This window comes from Roseiflexus sp. (assembly GCF_057785375.1).
The window spans coordinates 1-22409 of the sequence record NZ_JBYNRX010000064.1 but is presented as its reverse complement, the minus strand read 5'-3'; the positions used below and the strand labels follow the sequence as shown (position 1 = coordinate 22409).

Here is a 22409-nt window from a genome sequence, read left to right as displayed (position 1 = left end):
AGATCTGTATCCTTCACGACAGACAACATGCAATCCAGGAGGTTCTCAGCGATCCCATCGCAACGCAGGTCTGAACGGATGTCCGCCAGCGTCACGGTGTAAACGACGAAGACGTAGTACGTCAGCGCCTGCTCGACATCCTGTTTATTGCGAGTATAGGTGGAGTATACCACATCTATCAGTTTCTGATCATTGACAGTATACGCCTGTTTGAAGTATAGTGGTACAGCGTCCCTGTGAGACGGTCTCTGGCATCTCACCGCAGACGCGCATCTCGATTTCCTCAAAGTGTCCCTTTGCCAGGTTTCAGACATTCCTGGCAACTTTGTTGTACTGGAGGTTTACGTGTCGGCTGACCGCGTTCACTTCTCCTCAACAGCCGAGACGGCAGAGCGTGAGGGCTTTCCGGCCGTAGTGCGCCCGCGCGTACAGCGACCGCGCCGTCGCGACCACCGATGGCTGTGGTTTGCGCTTGCAGTGCTTGCGCTTATCGTGCTGGGGCTTGCAGGTGGTGTGGCGTACATCCATCGGTCGTATGAAGGGCGAATCTATCCGAATATTTCGATCCAGGGCATTGCAGTGGGTGAGATGACGCCAGGCCAGGCGGAGGACGCGCTACGGGCGCGCTATGAAGCGTTCCTCCGTCAACCGCTGATCATCACGTATGGCGACCGCCAGTGGACGCCAACCCTCGACGATCTGGGGATGACGTTCGATTTTCGCGGCGCCGTCGAGACGGCATACAATGCCGGGCGCGGCAATAGACTGATCGATGATGTGCAGGAAATGACCGCAATCTGGCAGCATGGTCTCGAAGTCCCGCTGCGCGTCTCATACGACGAAATGCGAGCCCAGGCGTATCTGGCGCAACTGGCGCGCGAGATCGAGCGCGCCCCCGCCGATGCCCAGGTGCGTTTCGATGGCGAGCAGGTGGCGATTGTCGGCTCGGTGATCGGTCGACAGGTGCTGGTCGATGCAACTCTAACGCAGATATCACAGCAATTGCAGGCGTTTGTGCCTGCCACCATTCCGCTTCAGACCCGTGAATTGCCGCCCCGCCTCGACGATGCCGCCGTCGCTGCCGCACGATCACAAATCGAGACGATCCTTCAGGGTCCGCTGTTGCTGCGGGTGGGGAAAAATGAGTATGAATGGACGGTCAGTGAACTTGCGGATCTGATCATTATCGAGCGCGTTCCTTCGGACGAAGATGACAAGATTGCCGTGACACTCAACCAGAGCGCCATCGAACAACGCATTCATCACATTGCGGTCGAAACCGAGAAACCGGGCACCCGCCCGCGTGTGGCGTGGAACAACGGCAATCTCAAGATTACCAAACCTGGCAAGCCAGGGCTGCGTCTCGATGAAACGCGCGCCCGTGATATGGTGCTCGCCGCACTCACCGGGCGCGACAGAACGTTTGAACTGCCCATGGTCGCCACTGATCCGCCGATCACCGAAGCCAACCTCCATCAACTAGGCATCCGTGAACTGGTGAGCGTCGGCAAAAGCGATTTCACCGGCTCAGCAGCCTATCGTGTGCATAACATCGGCGTCGGTATGCAACTGCTGAATGGATTGCTGATTGCACCTGGCGAAGAGTTCTCGTTCAACAAGAACATTGGGCAGATCAATGCCGCCAATGGATTTGTCCAGGGCGCGGCGATCATTCAAAACCGGACGCAGCAGGAGTTCGGCGGCGGCATCTGCCAGGACTCGACCACGCTGTTCCGTGCCGCTTTCTGGGCAGGATTGCCGATCACCGAACGCTGGGGACATTCGTTCTACATCAGTTGGTACGACAAATATGCTCTCGGTCCCCGCGGGAATGGTCCCGGTCTCGACGCGACGATCTTTACCGGTGGACCGGACCTGAAGTTTATGAATGATACCGGCGCGTGGCTGCTGATCCAGGCGTGGTCGGACCCGAGGACCAGTGTGGCACAGATTGAGCTGTACGGCACAAAGCCTGATCGGACAGTTGATCTGACTCACAAAGTGTATGATCGCACACCCGCGCCAACTGAGCCGGTATTTGTCGCCGATCCCGAAGTGCCGCAGGGTACGATTAAGCACACCGATAAGGCGCGTGGCGGTATGACCATTGATGTGTATCGTCTGGTGGTAGAGAATGGTGTGCCGCGTCCGCCTGAGTTATTCCGCACCCGCTTCCGACCATGGCCCAACATTTATACTCTGAACCCTGCCGACATCGGTCCCGACGGCAGGCCAATCATCCCGTTCCCCCCAGGTGAGCAACCGGCGCAACCCGCACCGCCGCTGGCTGAGCAACCCGCCGAACCGCCGCCACCGCCCGGAGTTGAACCACAACCTGAGCAGAACCCCGGCGAATCGCCGCAACCGAATGGGTAAGAGACGAACAGGGAGATCACCACGCGGCGCTGCCAGCCCGGCGCCGCGCTACTGTCCATCCCATGCTCTCTGGCGGCGCGCTGACAGCCACGAGTTTTCCGTCGCGCCAGGCGGCAAGACCGATAACGACGAGCCAGGCAGCGGCGGTATGCGCCCGACGACGCGCCGTGCTTTCCGCCAGCGGCGCAAGCTGGCGCAACACAGCGGCAATACCGTCGTAATCGAGGCCGCCACGCTCACGAATGGCGCGCAGGACCGAGCGGGTCGGCTCCTGTTCGCGTAACAAACGGCGCAACGCGGTGCTTTGCGCAGAACGATCATATTGGGCAAATGCCCGACCGTAGGGCGTCAGCGGCACCGTCCCGTCCTCCTCTGGCTCACCCACCAGACCGAGCACGCGCGCCGCTTGAGCATAATAGAGACCCTGACGCTGCCCCTTTGCGCCAAGATAGGCGCCGATTGCCTCATGCGTCGTGTGCCCGCGCACAATCGCCTCTGGAACACGCGCCACGTGCCACAACACATCTGCCTGGGGAATGTCGCTCGTTGCCAGTGTGTTCATCTCGTACCTGCATGAAGAGAACTGAGAACCGAGAACTGAGAACCGAGAACTGAGAACCGAGAACCAGATCGGGGTTAGGGGTCACAGGTCAGGAACTCCTTCCTACCCTGCAATCTTCCACCTGAAACGTTCAACGGGTAACGTGCAACGCCTCGCAATGTTGCGGTGCAACGTCGCAACCTTCACACCTCTAACCTTCTTACCTCTTGTATACCACACCGGAACATGTGTGTCAAGATCCAATTGCATACGACTTCGACTATAATGGCGCTATGCCCTCGTTACTGGCCATCGATCTGGGGTTGCGCACCGGCTTCGCTGTGTACGGCGACGACGGCAAACTGCGCCGCTATGGGTCGCACAATTTCGGCAGCGCTGCTCGCCTGCGGCGCGGCGTCGCTGGCGTTCTGGCTGAGCCGATGGACCTGGAATGGGTCTATATCGAAGGGGGCGGACCACTGGCGGATATCTGGATGCGAGAAGCCGGACGGCGCGGCATGGCCGTCCGCGTGGTCAGCGCCGAAACCTGGCGGCGCGCGCTGCTGTACGAACGCGAGCAACGCAATGGCGATCAGGCAAAACGTATTGCCGAGACGCTGGCGCGGCGAGTCATCGCCTGGTCGGGTGCGCCGCGACCGACGGCGCTCCGCCACGACGCGGCTGAAGCAATCATGCTTGGGCTGTGGGGTGTGCTGGATGCAGGGTGGCTGGAACGCCTGCCGGATGATCTGCGTCATTAGATGGGTGCAGCCATGAAGACATCCGCCAATCATTCCTGGCCCGCCGATCTCGATGAGGCGCGCGCCATACAGGAGCAGATACGCTCGCGAGTTATCGCTCACGACGCCTTCGGACCAATCCGCACCGTTGCTGGCGTTGACGCCGGGTATAGCGGCGACAGTGCGCTGGCGGCGGTTGTGGTGCTGGCATTCCCGTCGCTCCAAGCGCTCGATTATGCAGTTGCACGCCGGCAGATCAGTTTCCCGTATGTTCCCGGTTACCTCTCGTTCCGCGAAGCGCCTGCCGTGCTTGACGCGCTTGCAAACCTGCGTATTACGCCCGATCTGCTGATCTGTGACGGACACGGTCTGGCGCACCCCCGGCGCTGTGGCATCGCCTGCCATCTCGGCGTCCTTACCGATCTGCCATCAATCGGGTGTGCCAAATCGCTGCTGGTTGGCGCCCACGCTCCTCTGCCCGATGTGCGCGGCGCATGGACGCCGCTGCGCGATCACGATGAAGTTGTAGGAGCAGCAGTGCGCACCCGACCCGGTGTGCGACCGGTCTACGTCTCCATTGGGCACCGCGTCTCGCTGGAGACGGCAATTCACTTCGTCATGGCGTGCGTGACCCGCCATCGCCTGCCGGAGACCACCCGCGCCGCTGATGCACTGGCGTCGCATGGACGTATTCCCCGATAACGAGAATGTCATTACGGCGCCATATCGTAGTGTCATTCACAGGAGTTGCGCAGTCGCCTCACGGACGAGCCGCATGACGGCTCTTTATTCAGATGCGCCAGAGCGCTCGAATGCGCCACGTACGCTGCACCAGACGCCTGCTGTGCATGATCACAGAGCATTCATCTGGTGCAGCTAGTATGAGGCACACGATTGAAAAAAGCCTCATTTGCCAGGATGGAGCACACCGCGAGGAAACCATGCGCGATCAGTGGGACCATGCTTCGGACCATGCCACGCCAGACGAACGGCATGTCGTGATTGACAATGTTGAAATCCTCGATCCCGAAGAGACTCCGGAAGAAGTAACCTCTCAGGAGTTACTGGCATTGCTGGTGGCGCACTTCGAGGAATCTCTGATCCGAAAAGAACACGAACTGATTGCGCTGCGTCGCAGCCTGGAAGACGCTGAACGCAACGCAGCCGAAATACAGCACACGCTTCAGCAGGAACTGGAGACCGCCAACCAGGTCAGCCGCATCCTGGAGCGCGAGAACCAGCGTCTGACTGCCGAGATCGAAGCGCTTCGCGGTCAGACTGAACCGCAGCACAACCAGCAGGACGCATCCTGGCGCATTCAGGAACTGGAACGCGAGAATCGTCGCCTGATCGCCGAGATCGAAGCCCTGCGCCTCCAGGTATCACCCTCTTCCTTTGCCAATACTGATGGCATTCCAGAGGGCGCTGCGCCAGGGCAGGACGCCGGTTCGGCGGCATCACTCCTTTCCTCCCCCGATACTGATGATACCCTGCTCGAGACCCTGCTGACTCGTGAACTCGGCGCTTTGCCCGTAGAACCGCCCCGCACCGTATCCCAAGCGCGTCGCTTTCGTAAACGCGCCAGTGCGTTGTAATACGTCCATCATCGCTTTTTACCAGATTATAACAAAGTAGTACCAAGGTCACGTTGTGACTCTCCGGGAGTGGGTGCTATGCTATCCTTGCGGCGCCCCGCTGGGCGTCCGAATCAATGTTCTTCGGAGACGCCTATGCAATCCGAGTTGTCTAATGGTCCTCCACCCTACTTCCATTCACTGACCCCTGACCAGATGAGCCTGGTTGCCAGTGCACTCCTCGACATGCAGCGCGCGCTCAATCATCAGACCATCCTTATTGCGCAACTCCAGGACGAACTGGCGGAATTACGACGACACAACGAGTGGTATCACGCACAGTTTGCGCAAATGTTTCGGGTTGTGGCGCGCGATATGCGTGAGTTGCGCGCGACGCTGATCTGTTCTCTGCTCGAAGAAGGACCGATTACTGCCGATCATCTAGTGACCCTGCTGCGCCAGACCCCCAACGACGAACTGGCGCAAAAGATCGGTTCAGGAGCAGTCGGCAGGCAGGCGAATTAGGGGTTAGGGGTCAAGAGTTGGGGGTTTCAGTCGTTGTGTTGGAGTCGTTGGTGCGCTTCGCCTGGGCTTCTTCGCGTTTCTGCCAGAGTTGCTCGACACGCTGACGCAGCCGCAGTAGTGCCTCGCGCTTTTCGTATGGCAATTCCGTCCCTGATCGGACCATACGACGTACAACATTTGCTTTCTCACGGGGGTCAATCTCTTGCTTCATGATACCACCTCGCCGGTTCTTACCTCACGATCAGATCTGGCGGCAGTTCGAACACGACTTCGTCGCCAGGTTGAATGCCACGCATTGCAAACCATCCCTGATTCACTTCGAGCGCGTAGAATGCTGCTCCTTGCGGAGCGTGCTGCGTGATCTCATCGAACGGTTGCATATCTTCGATATTGAGGATGCGCCGTTCCTGGCTGATGAACGCAATCGAAAGCGGAATGCGCGTATTACGCATCCAGAATGAGCCGGTGTAGGGACCGGCGAAGACGAAGAGCATGCCACGATTTTCGGGAAGAACGTCACGGAACATCAGCCCAACGCTCCGCTTCTCCGGCGTGGCGACCACCTCGGCTTCCAGGCGATGCTCACCAATAACAATCTCAATAATCGCGTCGGGAACAACCGTTGCTTCCGGCGCGTTTGTTCCCCCAATCGATGGCGCAACAACCACAACCGTCGGCGCCGGGTACGCTGCTTCTGGCGCCGGGTATGCGCCTGAAGAGGAGGACGCTCCGGCTGTTGGTGAAGGCGCCGTTGTCGCAGCAATCGTCGCGTCGCCGGCGGCAGGCGCCCGGCTACACGCCGCCGCGACCAGTAGCGTCAGAATGAGCCAGAGCGCCGGTGCTGCGCGTCGATATCTGCAAACCATGCGCCAGCGACCCATGGATGCTATTCCCCCGCAGCGCGCGCATATTCGGGCGCTGCGTCGCCGGTGACAATCCGCGCCAGGCGCAGCAGGTCGCTGAACTCGGTGTGGAACGCTTCGACGATTGTGTCTGGATCCGGGACCAGACCGGCATCGACCGCAATACCGATCAACACGTTGCCGGCATAACTGAAGATGCTGACCCCCAAACCCAGATGCCCCGCCTGCGGCACCCAAAACATGATCTGGCGGATCGGGCTGCCTGCGAGATAGATGCGCTGCCGCGGACCGGGGACGTTCGTCATGACAGCCGTCGCCTTGCTGCCAAAGATATCGACGACCAGTTCCACCATTTGCTGTGGCATAACGCCAATGGTGTTGAGAATGCCAAAGGCGATGGCGGCTTCGGGCGAACTCTTAATACCCTCCATACGGCGCTTCAGTTCCAGCAGGCGGTCGAACGGGTCTTCAATCCCCACCGGCAGGTCGAGGAACACCAGGCTGAAATGATTACCGAGTCTGGTGATCGGTCCCGGCGGACGGAGATTGACCGGAACCACAGCGCGGATGTTGAGACCATCGACGATGGCGCCGCGGCCTAGCATATAGCGCCGCAGCGCCCCGGCAATCGCATTCAGGAGCACGTCGTTGATAGTACAGCGAAACATTCCGCCAACACGTTTGACGTCGTCAAGCGGGATCGGCTCTGACCAGGCGGCGCGTTTCTGGACGCCGAGCGCTCCTTTGAACAGTGTCGGCGGATCGGGAGGCATGAAGAGCAGTTTGTTCAACGCCTGCGCGCCGCTAACCCCGGTGCGCGCCACGTCGATCATGCGCGTGGGGTCTTCCAGCAGTTCGCGGCTTCCGTTGACCAGCGCTCCAGCGCTTGCCAGTGTATTGCTCAATGATCGGATGGCCGGCAGCAGGAATGCCTCGATAGGATTGTTATCACCCTCTCTGCGCCCAATGCCAGCGACGGCAGGCGGAACATCGCGCTGCTCATCGGTCAACGAGAGGAGCACCTGCACCAGCGCGATCCCGTCGGCAATAGCGTGGTGCAACCGGCAGAGAGCGGCGCTGCCGCCATTGTAATTTTCGACAATATGAAAGTGCCACAGCGGTTTGCTGAAATCGAGCGGCGTGCTCATCAGATCGCTGACCAGCGCCTGTAACTCACGCTTGCCTCCTGGCGCAGGCAGCGCGATCCGGTGAATATGGGCATGGAGGTTGAAATACGGGTCGAACTCCCATTCCGGCGGCGCATTGGGCGAACGCTCCGATTTGACCCGCATCCGAAAGCGATCAAACACGAGGAGACGCTCTTCGATAACCCGATGGAGCCGTGCAATATCGAGCGGCTCATCAAACATCAGCACGCCGGTGATCATCATCAGGTTTGTCGGATCTTCCATCCGTAGCCACGCGGCGTCGGCGCTGGAAAATGCCTCAGTTCGTCGCGCTGCCATAGTCTGCTCTACTCGCATGTCGCTTCATATCAGCGGATAGACTCGGAAAGCGGCAGCGTGCGCCGCCGCTGCATTATCCTACACTGAGGCGGGCGCAATGTCAACGATGCAGGGTCGTGCAACTTCGTCTTTCTTTACAACGGGCAGGCAGTGATCTATAGTGCGTGAACATGCGAACTGTTCATCAGTGATATCCGCAGGCAGGCGCAGATAAGTACATGGCGGGTAAACCTTGTACAGAGATAAGGGACGCTATGGATGGTCACGAATTAGTTATTGAGATGAAGCTCCTGGAGCGTCGCCTAACTCTTTACGAGGAAAAGTATGGCGTGCTCAGCGCGGATTTTTATACTGCCCTGACAGCAGGTCGGCTCGCTCGCTACGATGATTATGACGAGACCCGCGCTGATTTCAGCCGATGGAAAGGCATTTATGAAACGTGGTTGCGCCGCAAGCGCGCTTATGACGCACAACTGATGCAGCGCAGCGTCGTCGATTCTTTACGGATTCAGCCAGCCTACTAATGACGATTTCTTCAGCCCTTGAGTCACCGGATGCTTATAGTCAGTTCGTAGCAGAGACGCTTAATCGTCCAAGCGTGGAACGCTCTACGGTGGTTGTCTGGTCCAACAGTCGCTCTACAGACGTTGCTGAGGGCGAGGTCTTCTTTGTCATGCTCACTGGCGATCAGTCGGACAAGATGTTCGCGGGTTCGGTTTGCACGGCGCAACGATCCTCAACGCGCGTTGGCAATCCGCCCGGCGGCTGAAGCCGCAGGCTACGATTGCAAAGCCCGCCTGCGCGGGCTTCACCGAGCGATACCGGATGATGTTCTCATACCAAATTGCGGTCAGTCAGACAAGATGTTCGAGAGTTCGGTCCGCAAGGCACAACGGTCAACGCGCACCGGCAGTCGTATCGTGGACGCACGGCTGCGCATTGGCATCAGCAGCCCCGGCGGGGCTTTCACGTGCGGTGAGCACGGCCGAACCGCGTGCTCAGCAAGGGCTTTAGCCCGCAGCGCCCCGGCGTCCCGCTGCGCGCCCCGGCAGTATGACGAATGGCCGCGTATGAGTATCAGTATCGATTCGCGTGGCGAGTAATACGTGCCTGTCAATGGATCGAGGGTGATGGCGTTCCCCTCGATCCCCTCATGTAATCCCGCCGTCTACTTGATGAACTGATTGGTGAACGCCTTTGTCACGTCCACATCGGTTGTCAGCAGTCCGCTCTCGCGCAGAAAGACGTAGGTTTGGCGCCAGTTCGTCTCGTCGCAGAACCCCAGCCCCTCGGTCTTCGTCTTGTCGCTCTGCCAGTACTCCAGCGTCGCCTGGAGCACGGCGCGCTGCAAGTCTTTCGTCGACTGATCGGCGCTCTTGAGTTCGGGGATATAGTCGAGCGCAGTGGTGAATGCGGCGTCAGGATCGGCAATCACATCCGCCATGCCGCGCAGGGTCGCGCGCACGAATCGACGCACCGTGTCGGACTCGCCGGTTATCAGTTGCTCGCTGGTGATCAACCCGTCGGAAGCCAGCTGAAAGTAATCGGCGACACGGATGACATTCACCGGGATGCCCTGCCGTTCGAGCTGGATCGGTTCGTTGTTGCCATACCCCGTGGCCACGGTCACCTTCCCCTCGCTAACCGCTGCCACCTGCGTGAAGCCGATCTCCTGGATATCGACCGCTTCCCGCGGGATTTTCTCGGCATAGAGCAGCGCCAGCAGCCCGACCCAGCTGGCGCCGAAGCGCCCTGGAATGCCAACCGTCACCCCATCGCGCGTCAGGTCCTGCGGCGTGGTGATGTTCGCTTCCGCTTTGCTGAAGAGCACGGAAGGGAAGCGCTGGCTGTTGGTCATCACGGTCACGACCGGCAACCCCTGCGAGCGCGCCAGCAACACCGAGTCGCCCGACGCCATCGCGAACTGCAACGTCCCCTGCGCTACACGCTGCACCACGTCGGTCTCGAAGTTATAGTCGAAGGACACGTCGAGTCCTTCGGCTTCGTAGTAGCCTTTGGCGTCTGCCAGGTAGAAGTGGGCGAACTGGACATTCGGAATGTACGGAAATCCTATCACAACCGGGCGCAGCGCCGCAGACCCGGTCGGCGTCGTTGCGGCGGGCGGCGTGGCCGGCGCTGCGGCTGGCATCGCGCCACAACCGGCCACTATCAGCGCAAACGTCAGCATCAGGAGAACAACCAGGCGTTGCATCGTTATACCTCCCAGGTAATCAACAGGCGTTCAATCATCAGCGCGATCAGGAACAGGATCAGCGTGATGCCCGCCAGCACGGTCAGCGACACGAACATGAGCGGCGTATCGAACAAACCGCGCGCGATGTTGATCAGCGCGCCGAGTCCATCGCGCCCACCGACGAACTCGCCGACGACCGCGCCGGTCGTCGCCAGAGCCAGCCCGGCTTTGACGCCGCCGAAGATGCCCGGCAGCGCCAGCGGCAATTCCACACAGCGCAGCAGATGCCAGCGGTTCGCGCCACTGATCCGCGCCATGTCGATCAACTCGCGCGGAACGCTGCGGAATGCGACAATGGTTGCGCTCAGAATCGGAAAGAAGGTTACAAGCGTCGCCACCAGCACACGCGACTCCATCCCCACACCGACCCACAGCACAATGAGTGGCGCCACCGCCACAATCGGCACCGCCTGACTGGCGGCGAGCAGCGGGGTCAGCACCCGATCAAAGGCGCGCACATGCGCCAGCATGTAGCCAAGCGACAGACTGATCGCCAGGGCGATGCCAAAACCGCTCAGTGCAGCAGAAACGGTGACCGCGATATGGCGCGGCAAGGTTTCGCCTGCAAGTTCCGTCGCCAGGCGCTGGAACACCAGCGTTGGCGCGGGAAGAATGAATGGCGGGTAGTTCTGGATCGTCACCAGGGTCTGCCAGCCAATCAGGAAGATGACCAGCGCCAGTGTCAGGTTCAACCAGACCGGCAGACGCGCGGAGCGTCGGCGTACAGTCCTGGCGGTTATTCGGAGCGATCGGTCGGATCGCAGCGGCAGATGTTGTTCGTTGACCATGAGACACCTCGCATGTGATACGAGGCAGGGGGAGATGGGGGAAGGTGACGGGAGCAGGCTACCGCACACAGATCCGAACCTGCGCCGGCAACAGGCCAGATTGTGTGAAACAATGCCCCGAAGCCACATGGCTTCGGGGCATTGTTGTAGCGAACCAGGCGTATGCGCTGTACGCAACGCCTGATAGGGCCTCTCGCATGATCCGGCGGTTACGCGCGCATAACCGGGATCATGATCAAGAAACTGCCATGCTCGCCGATCTTCTCCCATCCGGACTGTAACCGTCGGCGCCGGATTTGCACCGGTCTCCTGCCTTGCGGCTCGCGGGCTGGTGCAGTGTGCTGCACATCACCACCGATCGGGAATTTCACCCTGCCCCGAAGATCGTGCCCGTAGTATAGCAGTATCGCGCATCATTGTCAAGAAACCTGACGGAAAGGTTTCACAACGAGCGCCAGGGTTCAGCCATGAGCGGCGCGCTGCTGATACAGGCTGGTCAGCGCAGCGCCAATCGCCTGCGGCAGGTCGCCCAGCGCTGCCGGAACGATCGTCAGGAAGCCGCGCTGCGGCGCCCAGAGGTAGGCATCAGCTGTTTCGCGCACGATGCGCAGGTAGCGTTCGCGGAACGCGGCAGTCGTCGCTTCGGGGTCCATCAAGCCGCCGCCGACGACGACATACTGCATATCGAGCGCCATTGCCAGGGTTGCCGCGAGTAACCCCAACGCACGCGCCTGAAAATCGAAAATCTCCAGCGCCAGCGGATCGCCGTGCTGCGCCAGCCCACGCAGACGAAAGGCGCGCTCGCGCATACTGAGCATCGAGGTTGCCAGTTCGTGATCCGGGTAGCGTGGCAATCGCTCTTCCAGCAAATAGGGCAAACCGGAGAGCGTCGTGTAGACCTCAAAGCATCCCCATGTTCGACCGCAGCCGCAGGGGTACGGCCGGGCATCGAGCAGGTGCAGCGGCGCCGGCATATGTCCAGCTTCCATGCCATTCAACGAGTCGCCATCGAGCGGCAGACCGTCGCGCCCGATGTAGGCGCATCCCAAACCGGTGCCCGGCGCCAGCATGACGACGGTTGCATTGCTGTTCCCCCGCACATGCTGCGCTTCGGCGACCCCGCCCATATTGCCGTCATTGCCGAAAGCCAGCGGGATGGGGCGACCGGCGCGTTCCGCCAGAGCGGTACTGAAGGCGCCATACAGATCGAACCCGGCGAAACTCTCCGGCAGGTTCGGCGAGCGACCAAGAACGCCGAATCGCTCATACGGACCGGGGATGGCAAGACCAACGCCGCGCACCTGATCCCATGCCAACCCATACTGCGCGAGATACCCGGTAATCGCCTCGACCCATCCGTGCACCACCGCCGCCGGACCGTTCACCGAACCTGTTGGCTGCTGCAACAGATTGGTGGAAATTACCGTCCCATCATCCCAAACACCACCGATCTTGGAGGTCGTGGCGCCGCCATCGGCGCCAATGTAGACGTATCGTTGCACACTCATAGTCAAACCGGCTTTCCTGTGGATCGCTGAACAAACAGGTTGCACCATTGTAGTCGGTTATGAAGAGATGTCAAAACGAAACCGGCATGCTATACTTGAACCGATGCGTTTCTCGTGGGGCGGAGGATTGATTGAGCGCGCGCTGTCCATTCTGTGGCGCAACGGTTATGCCACGATCGCGGTTTTGCCCAACGTGCGGGCAAGCGCTGCCGCAATCGCCGCCGTTGCAACGCCCGGCGCTGCCACCGGCGGAAACCGATGACCCGCCTATCGAAGGAGCGCTGCGATTCGACCGTGCGCACGGTAAACGTTTGCAGATCAGCGACAATACGCTCGATCTGCGTGAACTGATAAACGTGGTAGAATCGAGCGTGCAATGGTGGAAGCGCGGGCTCAACAGCAGCGATGCCGTCACCCGTGAGCAGGCAGCGCGTGCGATTGATGAACTGTCGCAGATTATGCGCAGTCTGTCGCAGCAACTGGCGCAGGGGCGCACTACCATCCGCGTTACCAGGCGACTGCCTGCACTGCGCACGTTCAATATCGCATGCCCATCATGCGGCAGCGGTAATCGAGCCGGCGCACGTTTCTGCCAGCGATGCGGCGCATTGCTCGACGCCACGCCACACTATGGAGTCGGACCTGTGCAACCACGCACGTTCACACTTCAGATCGTCGCGCGCACCGATACTGGTCGGGTGCGCCAGCAGAACCAGGATGCCGTGTACACCGGCGAGATTGACCTGCCTGATCGACAGAAAGCGTACCTCTGCCTGGTCGCCGACGGAATGGGCGGAGCGGCGGCGGGCGAGTGCGCCAGTCATCTCGCCGCCGATGTGAGTCGCGCCTATCTTGAACGCGAGTCGGTCAACCACCCGCTGCCAACCGATGAGACGTGGCGGGCATTGCTGCGGGACGCCGTGCGCGCCGCCAATCGCCGGATTTATGATGTGGCGCACGCCGACGCTGCGCGCCGCGGGATGGGTACCACGCTCACGATTGCCCTGATTGTCGGCGACCGGTTGCATATCGCGTCGGTCGGCGATTCGCGCGCGTATCTGCTGAACCTGAACGGCGTCACCGACGATGGAGCGTCTGCCGCGCAGTTGACGTCTGACCATAGTCTGGTGGCGCGCCTGGTTGACATTGGTCAGTTGACGCCAGAACAGGCGCGCACTCATCCGCAACGCAACATTCTCTACCGTTCCATCGGAACCGATCCGTCGGTCGATGTCGATACCCGTTCCGAAGCGCTCGAACCGGGAGACATCGTCCTGCTCTGCTCCGATGGGCTGGTCAATCATGTCCATGATGAGGAAATCGCTCAGATCGCCCTGAGTGACCCGGACATTGATCGTGCAGCAACCCACCTTATCAGCCTGGCGAACGAGCGTGGCGGGCGAGATAACATCAGTGTAGTGATGGTGCGTATCGAGGGCGGAAGACGGTCGTCGTTCGGATGATAATGCGTATGCGATCATAGTGTGCCTATGCCTCTTATTTGCCAATCGTGCGGCGCACTCAACCGCGACAATGCCCGCTACTGCCTGCGCTGCGCTCAACCGCTTACAGCCGAACGCTCGTCGTCCGACGATGATACCTGGCTGGCGGCGCGATTATTCGCCGTTCCTGCCGGTCCTCTCCCAACCGTTGCAGAGCACACCACGCCGTCCCACGAACCGCCATCATCGTCCACATCGGGTCCTGCGTCTCCGACGCATTGCGATAAGGAGCATGCCATGGAAGCGCCGTCTGCCGCTCCGGGAGAACCCAAACTATTTGCGGGTCGCTACGAAATCATCGCTCTGTCCGACGACGAGATCGAGGCGCTTGATCGCCAGCCATGGCGGCGGTGCTGGTCGTGCGATACAACCCTCAACGAACCGGGAGAGGCATTCTGCACGCAGTGCGGCGCGGCGCTCGACGGTCGTCGCTACCGGGGACAGATCACGACAGGCGCGACGACCGGTCTGGCGCTTGTGCCACAGATCGCCGATGCCGACACGCTCGCCTTCTTTCCTTCCATCTGGGATCAGGTGAGTGATGGTGATCAAACGCTGACGCTTACTCCCGCAACGCCGCCAACGTCGCTCACACTGCCGCTCAGCGAACTCGAAGCCTTCTTCATCGGGCGCGATCTGGCGCGTCTAATGACGTTGCTGCACGAGCAGGGCTTTGCACTCGGCGCCATCGAGCCGGAGGATCTGGACATCACAGCAACCCATGCAACGCGCCTGCGGAAGGTGCGCAGTTTGCACCGGGCAGATGGAGAAGACGCCGCAACCGATCTGTTGCACCTGGCGAATCTCCTCGAAGCGCTGACAGCAACCCCGCGCACCACCCGGCGCCTCGACGAGAACGATGCAACGCGCGATGCCGCACCGCCTCTCGCCGATATGCTGCGCGAAATCCGTACCGGACAATTGACCGATCCGGCTGAACTGGCGCAGCGGTTCGATCTGATCATCGCGTACCATACTGCGCCAACACCGCTGCGGGTACGGTTCGGTGCCGCCACCGACACCGGCCGCGTGCGCGACCTGAATGAGGACAGTCTGCTGGCGTTCGACCTGCGCCTGATCCGCCAGAATCAACCGCGTGTCTGGAGCCTGTTCATCGTGGCTGACGGGATGGGCGGGCATAGCGCCGGTGAGGTGGCGTCGGATCTGGCGCTGCGCGGCGCGCTGGAACTGGTGCAGCGCGAATATCTTGCGCCGACGGTGGATGCCGACGCACAGGACAAGGAAAACACGCTCCGCGATATTGTGCGACGCGCCGTCCTTCAGGCGAATGACTACGTCATGCGTGAAGCACGCAGTCGCGGAAATGATATGGGAACAACCATAACCCTGGCGCTGGTCGCCGGTGATCGTGCCATTATCGGCAACGTTGGCGACAGTCGAACGTATCTGTTGCGGGAGGGAAAACTGCGGCGCATCAGCCGCGACCACTCGCTGGTGCAGCGCCTGGTCGATCTCGGACAGATCACACCTGATGAGGTCTACACCCACCCGCAACGGAATGCGGTGTTGCGTTCGTTGGGAGACAAACCCAATATCGATATCGATGTCTTTGTCGAACGGTTGCGTCCAGGGGATGGGCTGCTGCTCGCAAGCGACGGGTTGTGGGAAATGGTTCGTGACGAGCGAATGGCGGACATCATTGCCGCAAACCCCGATCCGCAGGCGGCGTGCCGGGCGTTGATCAACGCAGCCAACGCCGCCGGCGGCGACGATAATATCGCTGTCATTCTGGCATTCTTCGAGTCGTACTGAATAGATTATGCGATGTCCTTTCTGTAATGCACTCAATGACGACGGCGCACCGTTCTGCGTCGAGTGCGGCGCCCGACTGTCAGGCGTCCCTGCATCGTCATCGCAGTCTGCACCACCCGGCGCCATACCGCAGCAAACGGTTCTTCAGGGGCGCTACGTCATCGAGCAAAAACTGGGGCAGGGCGGCATGGGCGCCGTCTATCGCGCGCGCGATCTGCGTCTCAGCACGGTGACCTGGGCAATCAAAGAGATGAGCCAGGCGCAAGTTACCGGACCACTGGAACTGCAAGAGGCGCGCGCGGCGTTCCAACGCGAAGCCGAACTGCTTGCCGGTCTCTCACACCCCGGACTGCCGAAGGTGGTCGATCACTTCGAGCAGGATGGCAAGGCGTATCTGGTGATGGAGTTCGTGCCTGGCGACTCGCTCCTGGCTATTGCGCGTCGTGAAGGTCTTCCCTTCGCCTTACCGCGCGTTCTCGACTGGGCGCGCCAGATCTGCGATGTGCTGGACTATCTCCACAACCGACCCACGCCCATTATCTTCCGTGACCTGAAACCGGCAAATGTGATGCTGACGCCCGATGGTCGTATCAAACTCGTCGACTTCGGCATTGCGCGCATTTTCAAACCCGGCAAGGAACGCGACACACAGGCATTCGGCACGCTGGGGTACAGCGCTCCCGAACAGTATGGGCAGAGCCAGACCGATCCGCGCGCCGATATTTATTCGCTCGGCGTGCTGCTGCATCAACTGTTGACCGGCTACGACCCGACACGCACGCCGTTTTGGTTGCCTCCCGCCAATCAAGTCAACCCCGCAATTCCGCAACACATCTCCGACGCGATTGCGCGCGCGGTCAATGCCGATCCCAATGCGCGGTTCCACGATGTACGCGCCTTCTACCAGGCATTGACGAGCAATCAGCAGGTTATCCTTCAGAAGGACGCGCCAACCGAGATGGCGTACCCGGGGATGGCAGTCTCTGGCGCCGTCAGGCAAACGACGCCGATCTCATCGTCTCTCCCTGGCAGTGCGTCAGCGCAACCGCTTTCTGCGCCATTGCCAACCACCGGCGTCGCCAATGCCGGTCGCTGGATCGGCATTTTCAGTGTGCTGCTCATGGGGTTCGCCACGATCCTCGTTGTCATTAGCGCCGCAACGACCGGCATCGACAGTGAACTGGCCGACGCCGGCTATGTGATAGCATTCCTGCCGTTCGCCACCGGACCGCTCGCCTTCCCGCTCGGATTGATCGCGCTGCTCTCGCCTGCGACCCAGCAGACGATCAGAGGGCGCCAGCATGCTATCGTTGCTGTTGCAACCGGATTGGTGACCGGTCTGTTGTGCTGTGGCATTTTTGTGCTGGTGGGAGGGACGAGCAGTTAGGCAGTTGCCGGGCACGCTCGAGTGGGCGAGCCAGATCTGTTTGGACGAATGCGCGAGGAGAGCATGATGAACACAGGGGTCACGCTGACGTGCACGTGGGGGCGCGCGCCGCTGGTTGCCAGCGCATCGCCGCAGGTGGCATATCTGCTCGTGGAAGCGCAGGCGTCGACGGTCGCCGAAAAAGCGCCGCTCAACTTCTGCCTGGTGCTCGACCGCTCCGGGTCGATGCAGGGCGCGAAACTTGCGGCGCTGAAGGAGGCGACAAAACGGGTCATCGACACGCTGACGCCGCAGGATATTGTTGCGATTGTGCTGTTCGACGACACGGTGCAGACGCTCGTGCCCGCAACGTTCGCCACCGACCGCGATGCGCTCAAAGCGCAGATCGATGCTATCGAGGAAGCTGGCGGCACCGCCATGTCGGGCGGGATGGCGGCCGGCATTGTGGAACTGCGCAAGAACCATGACCCCGGACGGGTTGGCGCTATGCTGCTGTTGACCGACGGACAGACGTGGGGCGATGAGGATCGCTGCCGTTCGCTGGCGCAGGAACTGGCGCGCGACAACGTGCGGGTGACGGCGCTCGGTCTTGGCGCAGAATGGAACGAGAAGCTGCTCGACGACATCGCCGAAGCCACTGGCGGACTGTCGGATTACATCGCCGATCCGGCGCAGATTACGACGTTCTTCCAGCATGCGGTGCGCGCAGCGCAGGGCACCGTGGCACAGGACGCGCGTCTGCTGCTGCGGTTGGTGCGTGACGCAACGCCACGCGCCGTGCACCGCACCAGCCCGATCATCGCCAACCTTGGCTACCAGCCGATTGGCGATAGCGAAATTGCGGTGCGTCTGGGGACTATCGAGACCGATGCGCCATCGAGCGTTGTCATTGACATGATGGTTCCGGCGCGCGAAGCAGGGAGTTTTCGGATTGCGCAGGCTGAACTCCACTACACGCCGGTTGGCGGTTCGGAGCAGGTGATCAAACAGGATGTTCTGCTCGAATTCGTCACCGACCCGGCAAAAGCGGCATACGACCCGCGCGTGATGAACCTGGTCGAGAAGGTGACAGCGTTCAAATTGCAGACACGCGCGCTTTCTGAAGCCGAGGCGGGCAATCTGTCGGGCGCCACTCAGAAACTGCGCGCCGCAGCGACGCGACTGCTCGATCTGGGAGAACTCGAACTGGCGCAAAAAGTCTCCGAGCAGGCGGAGCAACTCGATCAGGGTCAGGCGATGAGCGCCGAACGCCAGAAAGAACTGCGCTACGCCACCCGGCGCCTGACGCAAAAACTGGAAGAATAGCCTCTTGAAGCATGTGGAGGATTGGGAATGATCACGTGTCCAACGTGCGGCGCTCTCAACGAGCCGGGGAACCGTTTTTGCGAGCAGTGCGGCGCACGACTCGAACCAAGTGGACCTGTTCCATCGGTATCAGCGGCGCCGCCTGCCGCGACTCCTCAGATCTGTCCGTCTTGCGGCGCCCAGGTGCTTCCCGGGCAGGCATTCTGCGAAGAGTGCGGCATACCGCTGACCGCGACACCGCCTGCCAGCGTGGAGGCAGCGCCGGTCAGCATTGATGCGCCAACCCTGATGGCGGCGCCGGCGATGCCGGTTGCAGGTTCGATCTGCCCGGCCTGTGGTCACCAGACCATGCCCGGCGATCGGTTCTGCGATGCGTGTGGCGCGGCGCTTGCGCCGGCGCCGTCGATTGCCGACACGCCTACCGCCGCAGCGCCCGCAGCGCCATGGTCTGCTCCTGCGCCCGAAGTCGCTCCACCAGCGTCTTTCGAGCCACCTATGCCCACACTGATCGAAGCAGCGCCGCCGCCGATCCCGCCGGCTGCGCCGGCCGCGCCTGTCGCGCCAGAAGCCCCTGGTGAACCACCGGTCGAAGCGGTTGCGCCCCCGCCGCCGCCTGCCCCGACAGCCCCTGCAATTGATGCGCAGGCGGAGTATGAAGCGAAACGCCAGGCGCTGCTCGATGAGATTGCGCGACAGGAGCAGATTGTTGCACAACTCGAGCAGATACAGGCGACGTTTGGCGCGGCGACGCCCCACGCTGTGACCCTGGCATTGGATGAAGCGCGTGAGGCGCGGGCAAAGGCGCAAGCAGAACTCGACGCACTGCAACCGCCGCCGCCGCCTGTTGATCCGGCCGTCGTTGCTGCGCTCAACGACGAGATTGCGCGACAGGAGCAGATCATTGCGCAACTCGAGCAGATACAGGCGACGTTTGGCGCGGCGACGCCCCACGCTGTGACCCTGGCATTGGATGAAGCGCGTGAGGCGCGGGCGAAAGCGCAGGCGGAACTGGCAGCGCTCGGCGTCGCTGCGCCGGCTGCCGAAGCGTCTGTACCAGCAGCGCCGCCGCAGCAGCAAGTTGTTGCTGAACCTGCTGCGCCGCCAGCGCCGGTCGCTGAACCTGCGGCGCCGCCACCGGCGCCGCCGCCAATCCCGCCGGCTGTACCATTGCCGTTCACTGCGCCGCCCGTGTCCAATACGGCTGTGACGGTGACCGAGCCGCCTGCGGATGCAGATCTTCAGGCAACCGCTGTGACCGTGCTGGCGCCGCCGGTCGGTGCGCGTCTCGTGTTTGACGACGGACAGGGGGAAATCCCCATTCCAATGGACAAGGCGGAGATCACGATCGGACGCGAAGACCCGATCAGCGGCATTCACCCGGAGATCGACCTGACCCCCTTCGGCGGCGAAAGCGGTGGTGTGAGTCGCCAGCATGCGCGCCTGATCCACAGCGGCGGGCAGTGGTCGATCGTCGATCTGGGCAGCACAAACTATACGCGGGTGGATGGCATGCGGATCGAACCCGGCGCGCAGCACCCGCTGAAAGATGGCGCACGCCTGCAATTCGGGGGCCTGACGATGACGTTCAGGGTGTGACGAGATGACCGTCACCCAGCGAGCGTAGGCGGAGTGTCCAGGAGCGTGTCCCGCGGCGGTGGGCAGCCGCCGCACGCGGGGCGCAGTGGTGCAGATGACCGTTACCCAGGGAGCGTGGGCGGAGCGTCCCGGAGCGTGTCCCGCGGCGGCGAGCGCTCCCCGCGCGCAGGGTGCGTTGGTGTGGGTGACGGTCATCGCCAGGGATCAGGGCCACACTCGCACCTGGAAAGTCGCGATTTCCCGCGCATCGCTGCGGTCGATATAGACCTCAATCTGCCAGTCGCCATCCATCGAGAAGAGCAACCCATCAGCGCGGTAGCGGCCATCCGGCAGCGGCTGGGCAATGACCTCCGGCGACGCCATGCCGTGCTGCCGCATCATCGGCACGATGCTGACCGACTCGATGGGTCCGGGTTGCACTCCTTCACGGCGCTCAATGGTGACGATGGCAGGATGTTCTCCCATGCGCCGCTCTTCGAGCGTCAGGGTCACATTGTAACTCAGAGTCTGCACGGTCAATGGCCCGTCCGTTGCGCACCCGGAGAGCAGCACCGGTATGAGGAGCAGGATCGCTCCCAGAGGACGAAGGCGTACTGTTCGATGGAACATGAACCAACCCGTCTATTTTGCCGCTTCTACGTCGAGCGTTACCGGAACCGTAATGACCTGACCGGCGCGGCGGAACTGGAACCACGCCTGGTAGATGCCAGAACGCGGGAAATTATGCACGAAGCGCAGTTCGGGTCCGTAGCGCAGCGTACTGCCAGGCGCAGCGATTGGCGCAGCAGCGTGAATGTGGCTGAATAGCGCCTCACTGACGTGCCGCATCATCAGATGCCCGCCCATCCCCAACCAGGGTTCCAGATCACGCACCGGACCATTCGCATCACTCACGATCACCGAGAGGGTCGTCAACTGGCCGCTGCGCAGCGGTGCGGGTTGCGCGCGCACCTCGACGGTCAGATCACCTATCGAGCGCACCCCCAATCCAGACGCAGGCGGCGGGGCGGTGTCGATCTGCACCTGCCTGCCGACCGCAAAGCGCCCCGTGACCACCTGCAAACTGCCGCCGTGCCGCATGAGTTCGGCATACGCGGTGTATGTGCCAGGACGATCGGGGATCAGGGTGACCGCATACACTCCTGGCGCGATCCGGGCAGGGTGCATATGCGCAAAGAACCCGCCGCTGTCATCAACGACGGCGAGGTGCAGCAACGCATCGTGGTGCGGCGAGAGATCATCGGCAGGCAGGCCGGTAGCGCCATCGCGCAGGTCGAGGGTCATCACGAGCGGCGCGTTGACATCCGGCGTCTGCGGCTCGGTCGCCAGCAGCAGGTTGATGTGTGGCGCGCCGCCGCCGTATATCGGAACGGCAGGCGTCGTCTCCGCCTGAAGCGGCGTGAATTGCAGCCAGGCAAGCACGGCTGACGCCGTTGCCGCAGCAAAGGCGGCATAGTTCAACAAGCGAAGCGCGCCAGCAAAGCCGGGGCGGGTATGGCGCCCGCCGGCACCGACAGCAGCGCCTGCCAGCAGGCTGACAACCAGCACCCCCAGCGCAACCGCCAGCGGAACGGTGGTTGGCGGCAGCGGCGGCTGAAACACCGTCACAGGAATGCGCATGATCCCCTCGCCGGGGGCGCCGCGCGCAACGATTTCGACCTCCCAATCGCCGGGGGCATCGATGTCGAGGCGGGTGGTCACGCTGAGCGCGCCGTTGAGACTCAGCAACGCCGCCGGTTTTTCGGGGAACGGGCTACCGTAGCGCGTCAGGCGCATCTCGAAGACCTCGGGCAGCGGTTCGCCGTCGGGAACGATATCGACCAGGAGCGGTCCGGGAAGGGCGGGGGGGATGGTCATCGTGACCGCCAGTTCATAGGGACCGGCATCCATCACGATTGTCTGGACCGGACCGGCGTCGCCGACGTGCGCCGAGGCGGACGGCGCAGCAGCCAGCGTCAGGAGCGCGAAGAGCGCACCGGCTGCAAGCCATCGTCGCGCTTGTGAACAAAAGCACAACATAGTGCTGATATAGTACCACAGATTTACGGTATTCGCACACACCGAGCTGGAGCAGGTCTGAGACCGGACCCGCCGGATTCTGTTGCGCCAGGCGGGGCGCAGACCGGACCCGACGGATCCCGTCGCGTCGGGCAGGGTGGAGACCAGACCCGACGGATCCCGTTGCACCGGGCGGGGCGCAGACCGGACCCG

20 protein-coding genes and 1 riboswitch are annotated in these 22409 nt (G+C 61.7%); of the genes, 11 read left to right on the top strand and 9 right to left on the bottom strand.

The window, feature by feature from the left end:
- Window positions 1-345 precede the first annotated feature (345 nt).
- Complete coding sequence (locus AC3EA7_RS11670; RefSeq protein WP_488614231.1) at window positions 346-2376, top strand: VanW family protein; 2031 nt, start codon at window positions 346-348, stop codon at window positions 2374-2376.
- Window positions 2377-2392: 16 nt separating this feature from the next.
- Here AC3EA7_RS11670 and AC3EA7_RS11665 read toward each other — a convergent pair whose 3' ends face one another.
- On the bottom strand, window positions 2393-2938 hold the full coding sequence (locus AC3EA7_RS11665; RefSeq protein WP_488614230.1) for a DUF7226 domain-containing protein: 546 nt from the start codon (window positions 2936-2938) through the stop codon (window positions 2393-2395).
- A gap of 272 nt (window positions 2939-3210) precedes the next feature.
- Between AC3EA7_RS11665 and AC3EA7_RS11660 the strand changes: the two genes are divergently transcribed.
- The 4 genes from AC3EA7_RS11660 (at window position 3211) to AC3EA7_RS11645 (ending at window position 5756) form a co-directional block, all read left to right on the top strand.
- A complete protein-coding gene (locus tag AC3EA7_RS11660) occupies window positions 3211-3678 on the top strand; it encodes a hypothetical protein (RefSeq protein WP_488614229.1) in 468 nt (155 codons plus the stop codon).
- Complete coding sequence (gene nfi, locus AC3EA7_RS11655; RefSeq protein ID WP_488614228.1) at window positions 3679-4359, top strand: deoxyribonuclease V; 681 nt, start codon at window positions 3679-3681, stop codon at window positions 4357-4359. It abuts the gene before it with no gap.
- Window positions 4360-4598: 239 nt separating this feature from the next.
- Window positions 4599-5252, top strand: coding sequence for a hypothetical protein (locus AC3EA7_RS11650; RefSeq protein WP_488614227.1), 654 nt, complete (start codon window positions 4599-4601; stop codon window positions 5250-5252).
- A 135-nt stretch (window positions 5253-5387) separates the two neighbouring features.
- Complete coding sequence (locus tag AC3EA7_RS11645) at window positions 5388-5756, top strand: hypothetical protein (protein WP_488614226.1); 369 nt, start codon at window positions 5388-5390, stop codon at window positions 5754-5756.
- Between the two features lie 10 nt (window positions 5757-5766).
- On the opposite strand, the gene AC3EA7_RS11640 is transcribed toward AC3EA7_RS11645, so the two are convergent.
- Genes AC3EA7_RS11640 through AC3EA7_RS11630 form a run of 3 tightly spaced genes read right to left on the bottom strand, consistent with a single transcriptional unit; the run spans window position 5767 to window position 8085 of the window.
- Window positions 5767-5967, bottom strand: coding sequence for a hypothetical protein (locus AC3EA7_RS11640; RefSeq protein WP_488614225.1), 201 nt, complete (start codon window positions 5965-5967; stop codon window positions 5767-5769).
- A gap of 19 nt (window positions 5968-5986) precedes the next feature.
- On the bottom strand, window positions 5987-6622 hold the full coding sequence (locus tag AC3EA7_RS11635) for a DUF192 domain-containing protein (protein WP_488614224.1): 636 nt from the start codon (window positions 6620-6622) through the stop codon (window positions 5987-5989).
- 20 nt (window positions 6623-6642) lie between these two features.
- Window positions 6643-8085, bottom strand: a complete 1443-nt coding sequence (locus AC3EA7_RS11630; RefSeq protein WP_488614223.1) for a WS/DGAT/MGAT family O-acyltransferase — start codon at window positions 8083-8085, stop codon at window positions 6643-6645.
- 254 nt (window positions 8086-8339) lie between these two features.
- On the opposite strand from AC3EA7_RS11630, the gene AC3EA7_RS11625 reads away from it, so the two are divergent.
- Window positions 8340-8609, top strand: coding sequence for a hypothetical protein (locus AC3EA7_RS11625; protein ID WP_488614222.1), 270 nt, complete (start codon window positions 8340-8342; stop codon window positions 8607-8609).
- Window positions 8610-9253: 644 nt separating this feature from the next.
- Here the strand turns inward: AC3EA7_RS11625 and AC3EA7_RS11620 are convergent.
- From AC3EA7_RS11620 to AC3EA7_RS11610, 3 genes are all read right to left on the bottom strand, one after another.
- A complete protein-coding gene (locus AC3EA7_RS11620; RefSeq protein WP_488614221.1) occupies window positions 9254-10297 on the bottom strand; it encodes an ABC transporter substrate-binding protein in 1044 nt (347 codons plus the stop codon).
- Window positions 10298-10299: 2 nt separating this feature from the next.
- Window positions 10300-11127, bottom strand: coding sequence for an ABC transporter permease (locus AC3EA7_RS11615; protein WP_488614220.1), 828 nt, complete (start codon window positions 11125-11127; stop codon window positions 10300-10302).
- 254 nt (window positions 11128-11381) lie between these two features.
- Window positions 11382-11516: riboswitch (FMN riboswitch) on the bottom strand.
- Window positions 11517-11588: 72 nt separating this feature from the next.
- Window positions 11589-12635 (bottom strand): ROK family protein, encoded by a 1047-nt coding sequence (locus AC3EA7_RS11610; RefSeq protein ID WP_488614219.1) that lies wholly within the window; start codon window positions 12633-12635, stop codon window positions 11589-11591.
- Between the two features lie 167 nt (window positions 12636-12802).
- On the opposite strand from AC3EA7_RS11610, the gene AC3EA7_RS11605 reads away from it, so the two are divergent.
- From AC3EA7_RS11605 to AC3EA7_RS11585, 5 genes are all read left to right on the top strand, one after another.
- Entirely contained in the window at window positions 12803-14098 is a 1296-nt protein-coding gene (locus AC3EA7_RS11605) for a Stp1/IreP family PP2C-type Ser/Thr phosphatase (RefSeq protein ID WP_488614218.1), read from the top strand.
- A gap of 27 nt (window positions 14099-14125) precedes the next feature.
- Complete coding sequence (locus tag AC3EA7_RS11600) at window positions 14126-15910, top strand: Stp1/IreP family PP2C-type Ser/Thr phosphatase (protein WP_488614217.1); 1785 nt, start codon at window positions 14126-14128, stop codon at window positions 15908-15910.
- Between the two features lie 7 nt (window positions 15911-15917).
- Entirely contained in the window at window positions 15918-17297 is a 1380-nt protein-coding gene (locus AC3EA7_RS11595; protein ID WP_488614216.1) for a protein kinase domain-containing protein, read from the top strand.
- 63 nt (window positions 17298-17360) lie between these two features.
- The gene (locus AC3EA7_RS11590) at window positions 17361-18602 is read left to right on the top strand and encodes a vWA domain-containing protein (protein WP_488614215.1); all 1242 of its coding nucleotides are present in this window, start codon (window positions 17361-17363) and stop codon (window positions 18600-18602) included.
- Window positions 18603-18629: 27 nt separating this feature from the next.
- Window positions 18630-20198 (top strand): double zinc ribbon and FHA domain-containing protein, encoded by a 1569-nt coding sequence (locus AC3EA7_RS11585; protein ID WP_488614214.1) that lies wholly within the window; start codon window positions 18630-18632, stop codon window positions 20196-20198.
- A gap of 204 nt (window positions 20199-20402) precedes the next feature.
- Here AC3EA7_RS11585 and AC3EA7_RS11580 read toward each other — a convergent pair whose 3' ends face one another.
- The gene (locus tag AC3EA7_RS11580) at window positions 20403-20807 is read right to left on the bottom strand and encodes a FixH family protein (RefSeq protein WP_488614213.1); all 405 of its coding nucleotides are present in this window, start codon (window positions 20805-20807) and stop codon (window positions 20403-20405) included.
- A 12-nt stretch (window positions 20808-20819) separates the two neighbouring features.
- Window positions 20820-22217: a hypothetical protein gene (locus tag AC3EA7_RS11575; RefSeq protein WP_488614212.1), complete on the bottom strand. Its 1398-nt coding sequence runs from the start codon at window positions 22215-22217 to the stop codon at window positions 20820-20822.
- Window positions 22218-22409: the final 192 nt, after the last annotated feature.

Bases quoted from the DNA above. Each gene is read 5' to 3' on its own strand.
- AC3EA7_RS11665 (WP_488614230.1), bottom strand. From the start codon at position 2,938: ATGAACACACTGGCAACGAGCGACATTCCCCAGGCAGATGTGTTGTGG.
- AC3EA7_RS11660 (WP_488614229.1), top strand. From the start codon at position 3,211: ATGCCCTCGTTACTGGCCATCGATCTGGGGTTGCGCACCGGCTTCGCT.
- nfi (WP_488614228.1), top strand. From the start codon at position 3,679: ATGGGTGCAGCCATGAAGACATCCGCCAATCATTCCTGGCCCGCCGAT.
- AC3EA7_RS11650 (WP_488614227.1), top strand. From the start codon at position 4,599: ATGCGCGATCAGTGGGACCATGCTTCGGACCATGCCACGCCAGACGAA.
- AC3EA7_RS11645 (WP_488614226.1), top strand. From the start codon at position 5,388: ATGCAATCCGAGTTGTCTAATGGTCCTCCACCCTACTTCCATTCACTG.
- AC3EA7_RS11640 (WP_488614225.1), bottom strand. From the start codon at position 5,967: ATGAAGCAAGAGATTGACCCCCGTGAGAAAGCAAATGTTGTACGTCGT.
- AC3EA7_RS11635 (WP_488614224.1), bottom strand. From the start codon at position 6,622: ATGGTTTGCAGATATCGACGCGCAGCACCGGCGCTCTGGCTCATTCTG.
- AC3EA7_RS11630 (WP_488614223.1), bottom strand. From the start codon at position 8,085: ATGGCAGCGCGACGAACTGAGGCATTTTCCAGCGCCGACGCCGCGTGG.
- AC3EA7_RS11625 (WP_488614222.1), top strand. From the start codon at position 8,340: ATGGATGGTCACGAATTAGTTATTGAGATGAAGCTCCTGGAGCGTCGC.
- AC3EA7_RS11620 (WP_488614221.1), bottom strand. From the start codon at position 10,297: ATGCAACGCCTGGTTGTTCTCCTGATGCTGACGTTTGCGCTGATAGTG.
- AC3EA7_RS11615 (WP_488614220.1), bottom strand. From the start codon at position 11,127: ATGGTCAACGAACAACATCTGCCGCTGCGATCCGACCGATCGCTCCGA.
- AC3EA7_RS11610 (WP_488614219.1), bottom strand. From the start codon at position 12,635: ATGAGTGTGCAACGATACGTCTACATTGGCGCCGATGGCGGCGCCACG.
- AC3EA7_RS11605 (WP_488614218.1), top strand. From the start codon at position 12,803: ATGCCACGATCGCGGTTTTGCCCAACGTGCGGGCAAGCGCTGCCGCAA.
- AC3EA7_RS11600 (WP_488614217.1), top strand. From the start codon at position 14,126: ATGCCTCTTATTTGCCAATCGTGCGGCGCACTCAACCGCGACAATGCC.
- AC3EA7_RS11595 (WP_488614216.1), top strand. From the start codon at position 15,918: ATGCGATGTCCTTTCTGTAATGCACTCAATGACGACGGCGCACCGTTC.
- AC3EA7_RS11590 (WP_488614215.1), top strand. From the start codon at position 17,361: ATGATGAACACAGGGGTCACGCTGACGTGCACGTGGGGGCGCGCGCCG.
- AC3EA7_RS11585 (WP_488614214.1), top strand. From the start codon at position 18,630: ATGATCACGTGTCCAACGTGCGGCGCTCTCAACGAGCCGGGGAACCGT.
- AC3EA7_RS11580 (WP_488614213.1), bottom strand. From the start codon at position 20,807: ATGTTCCATCGAACAGTACGCCTTCGTCCTCTGGGAGCGATCCTGCTC.
- AC3EA7_RS11575 (WP_488614212.1), bottom strand. From the start codon at position 22,217: ATGTTGTGCTTTTGTTCACAAGCGCGACGATGGCTTGCAGCCGGTGCG.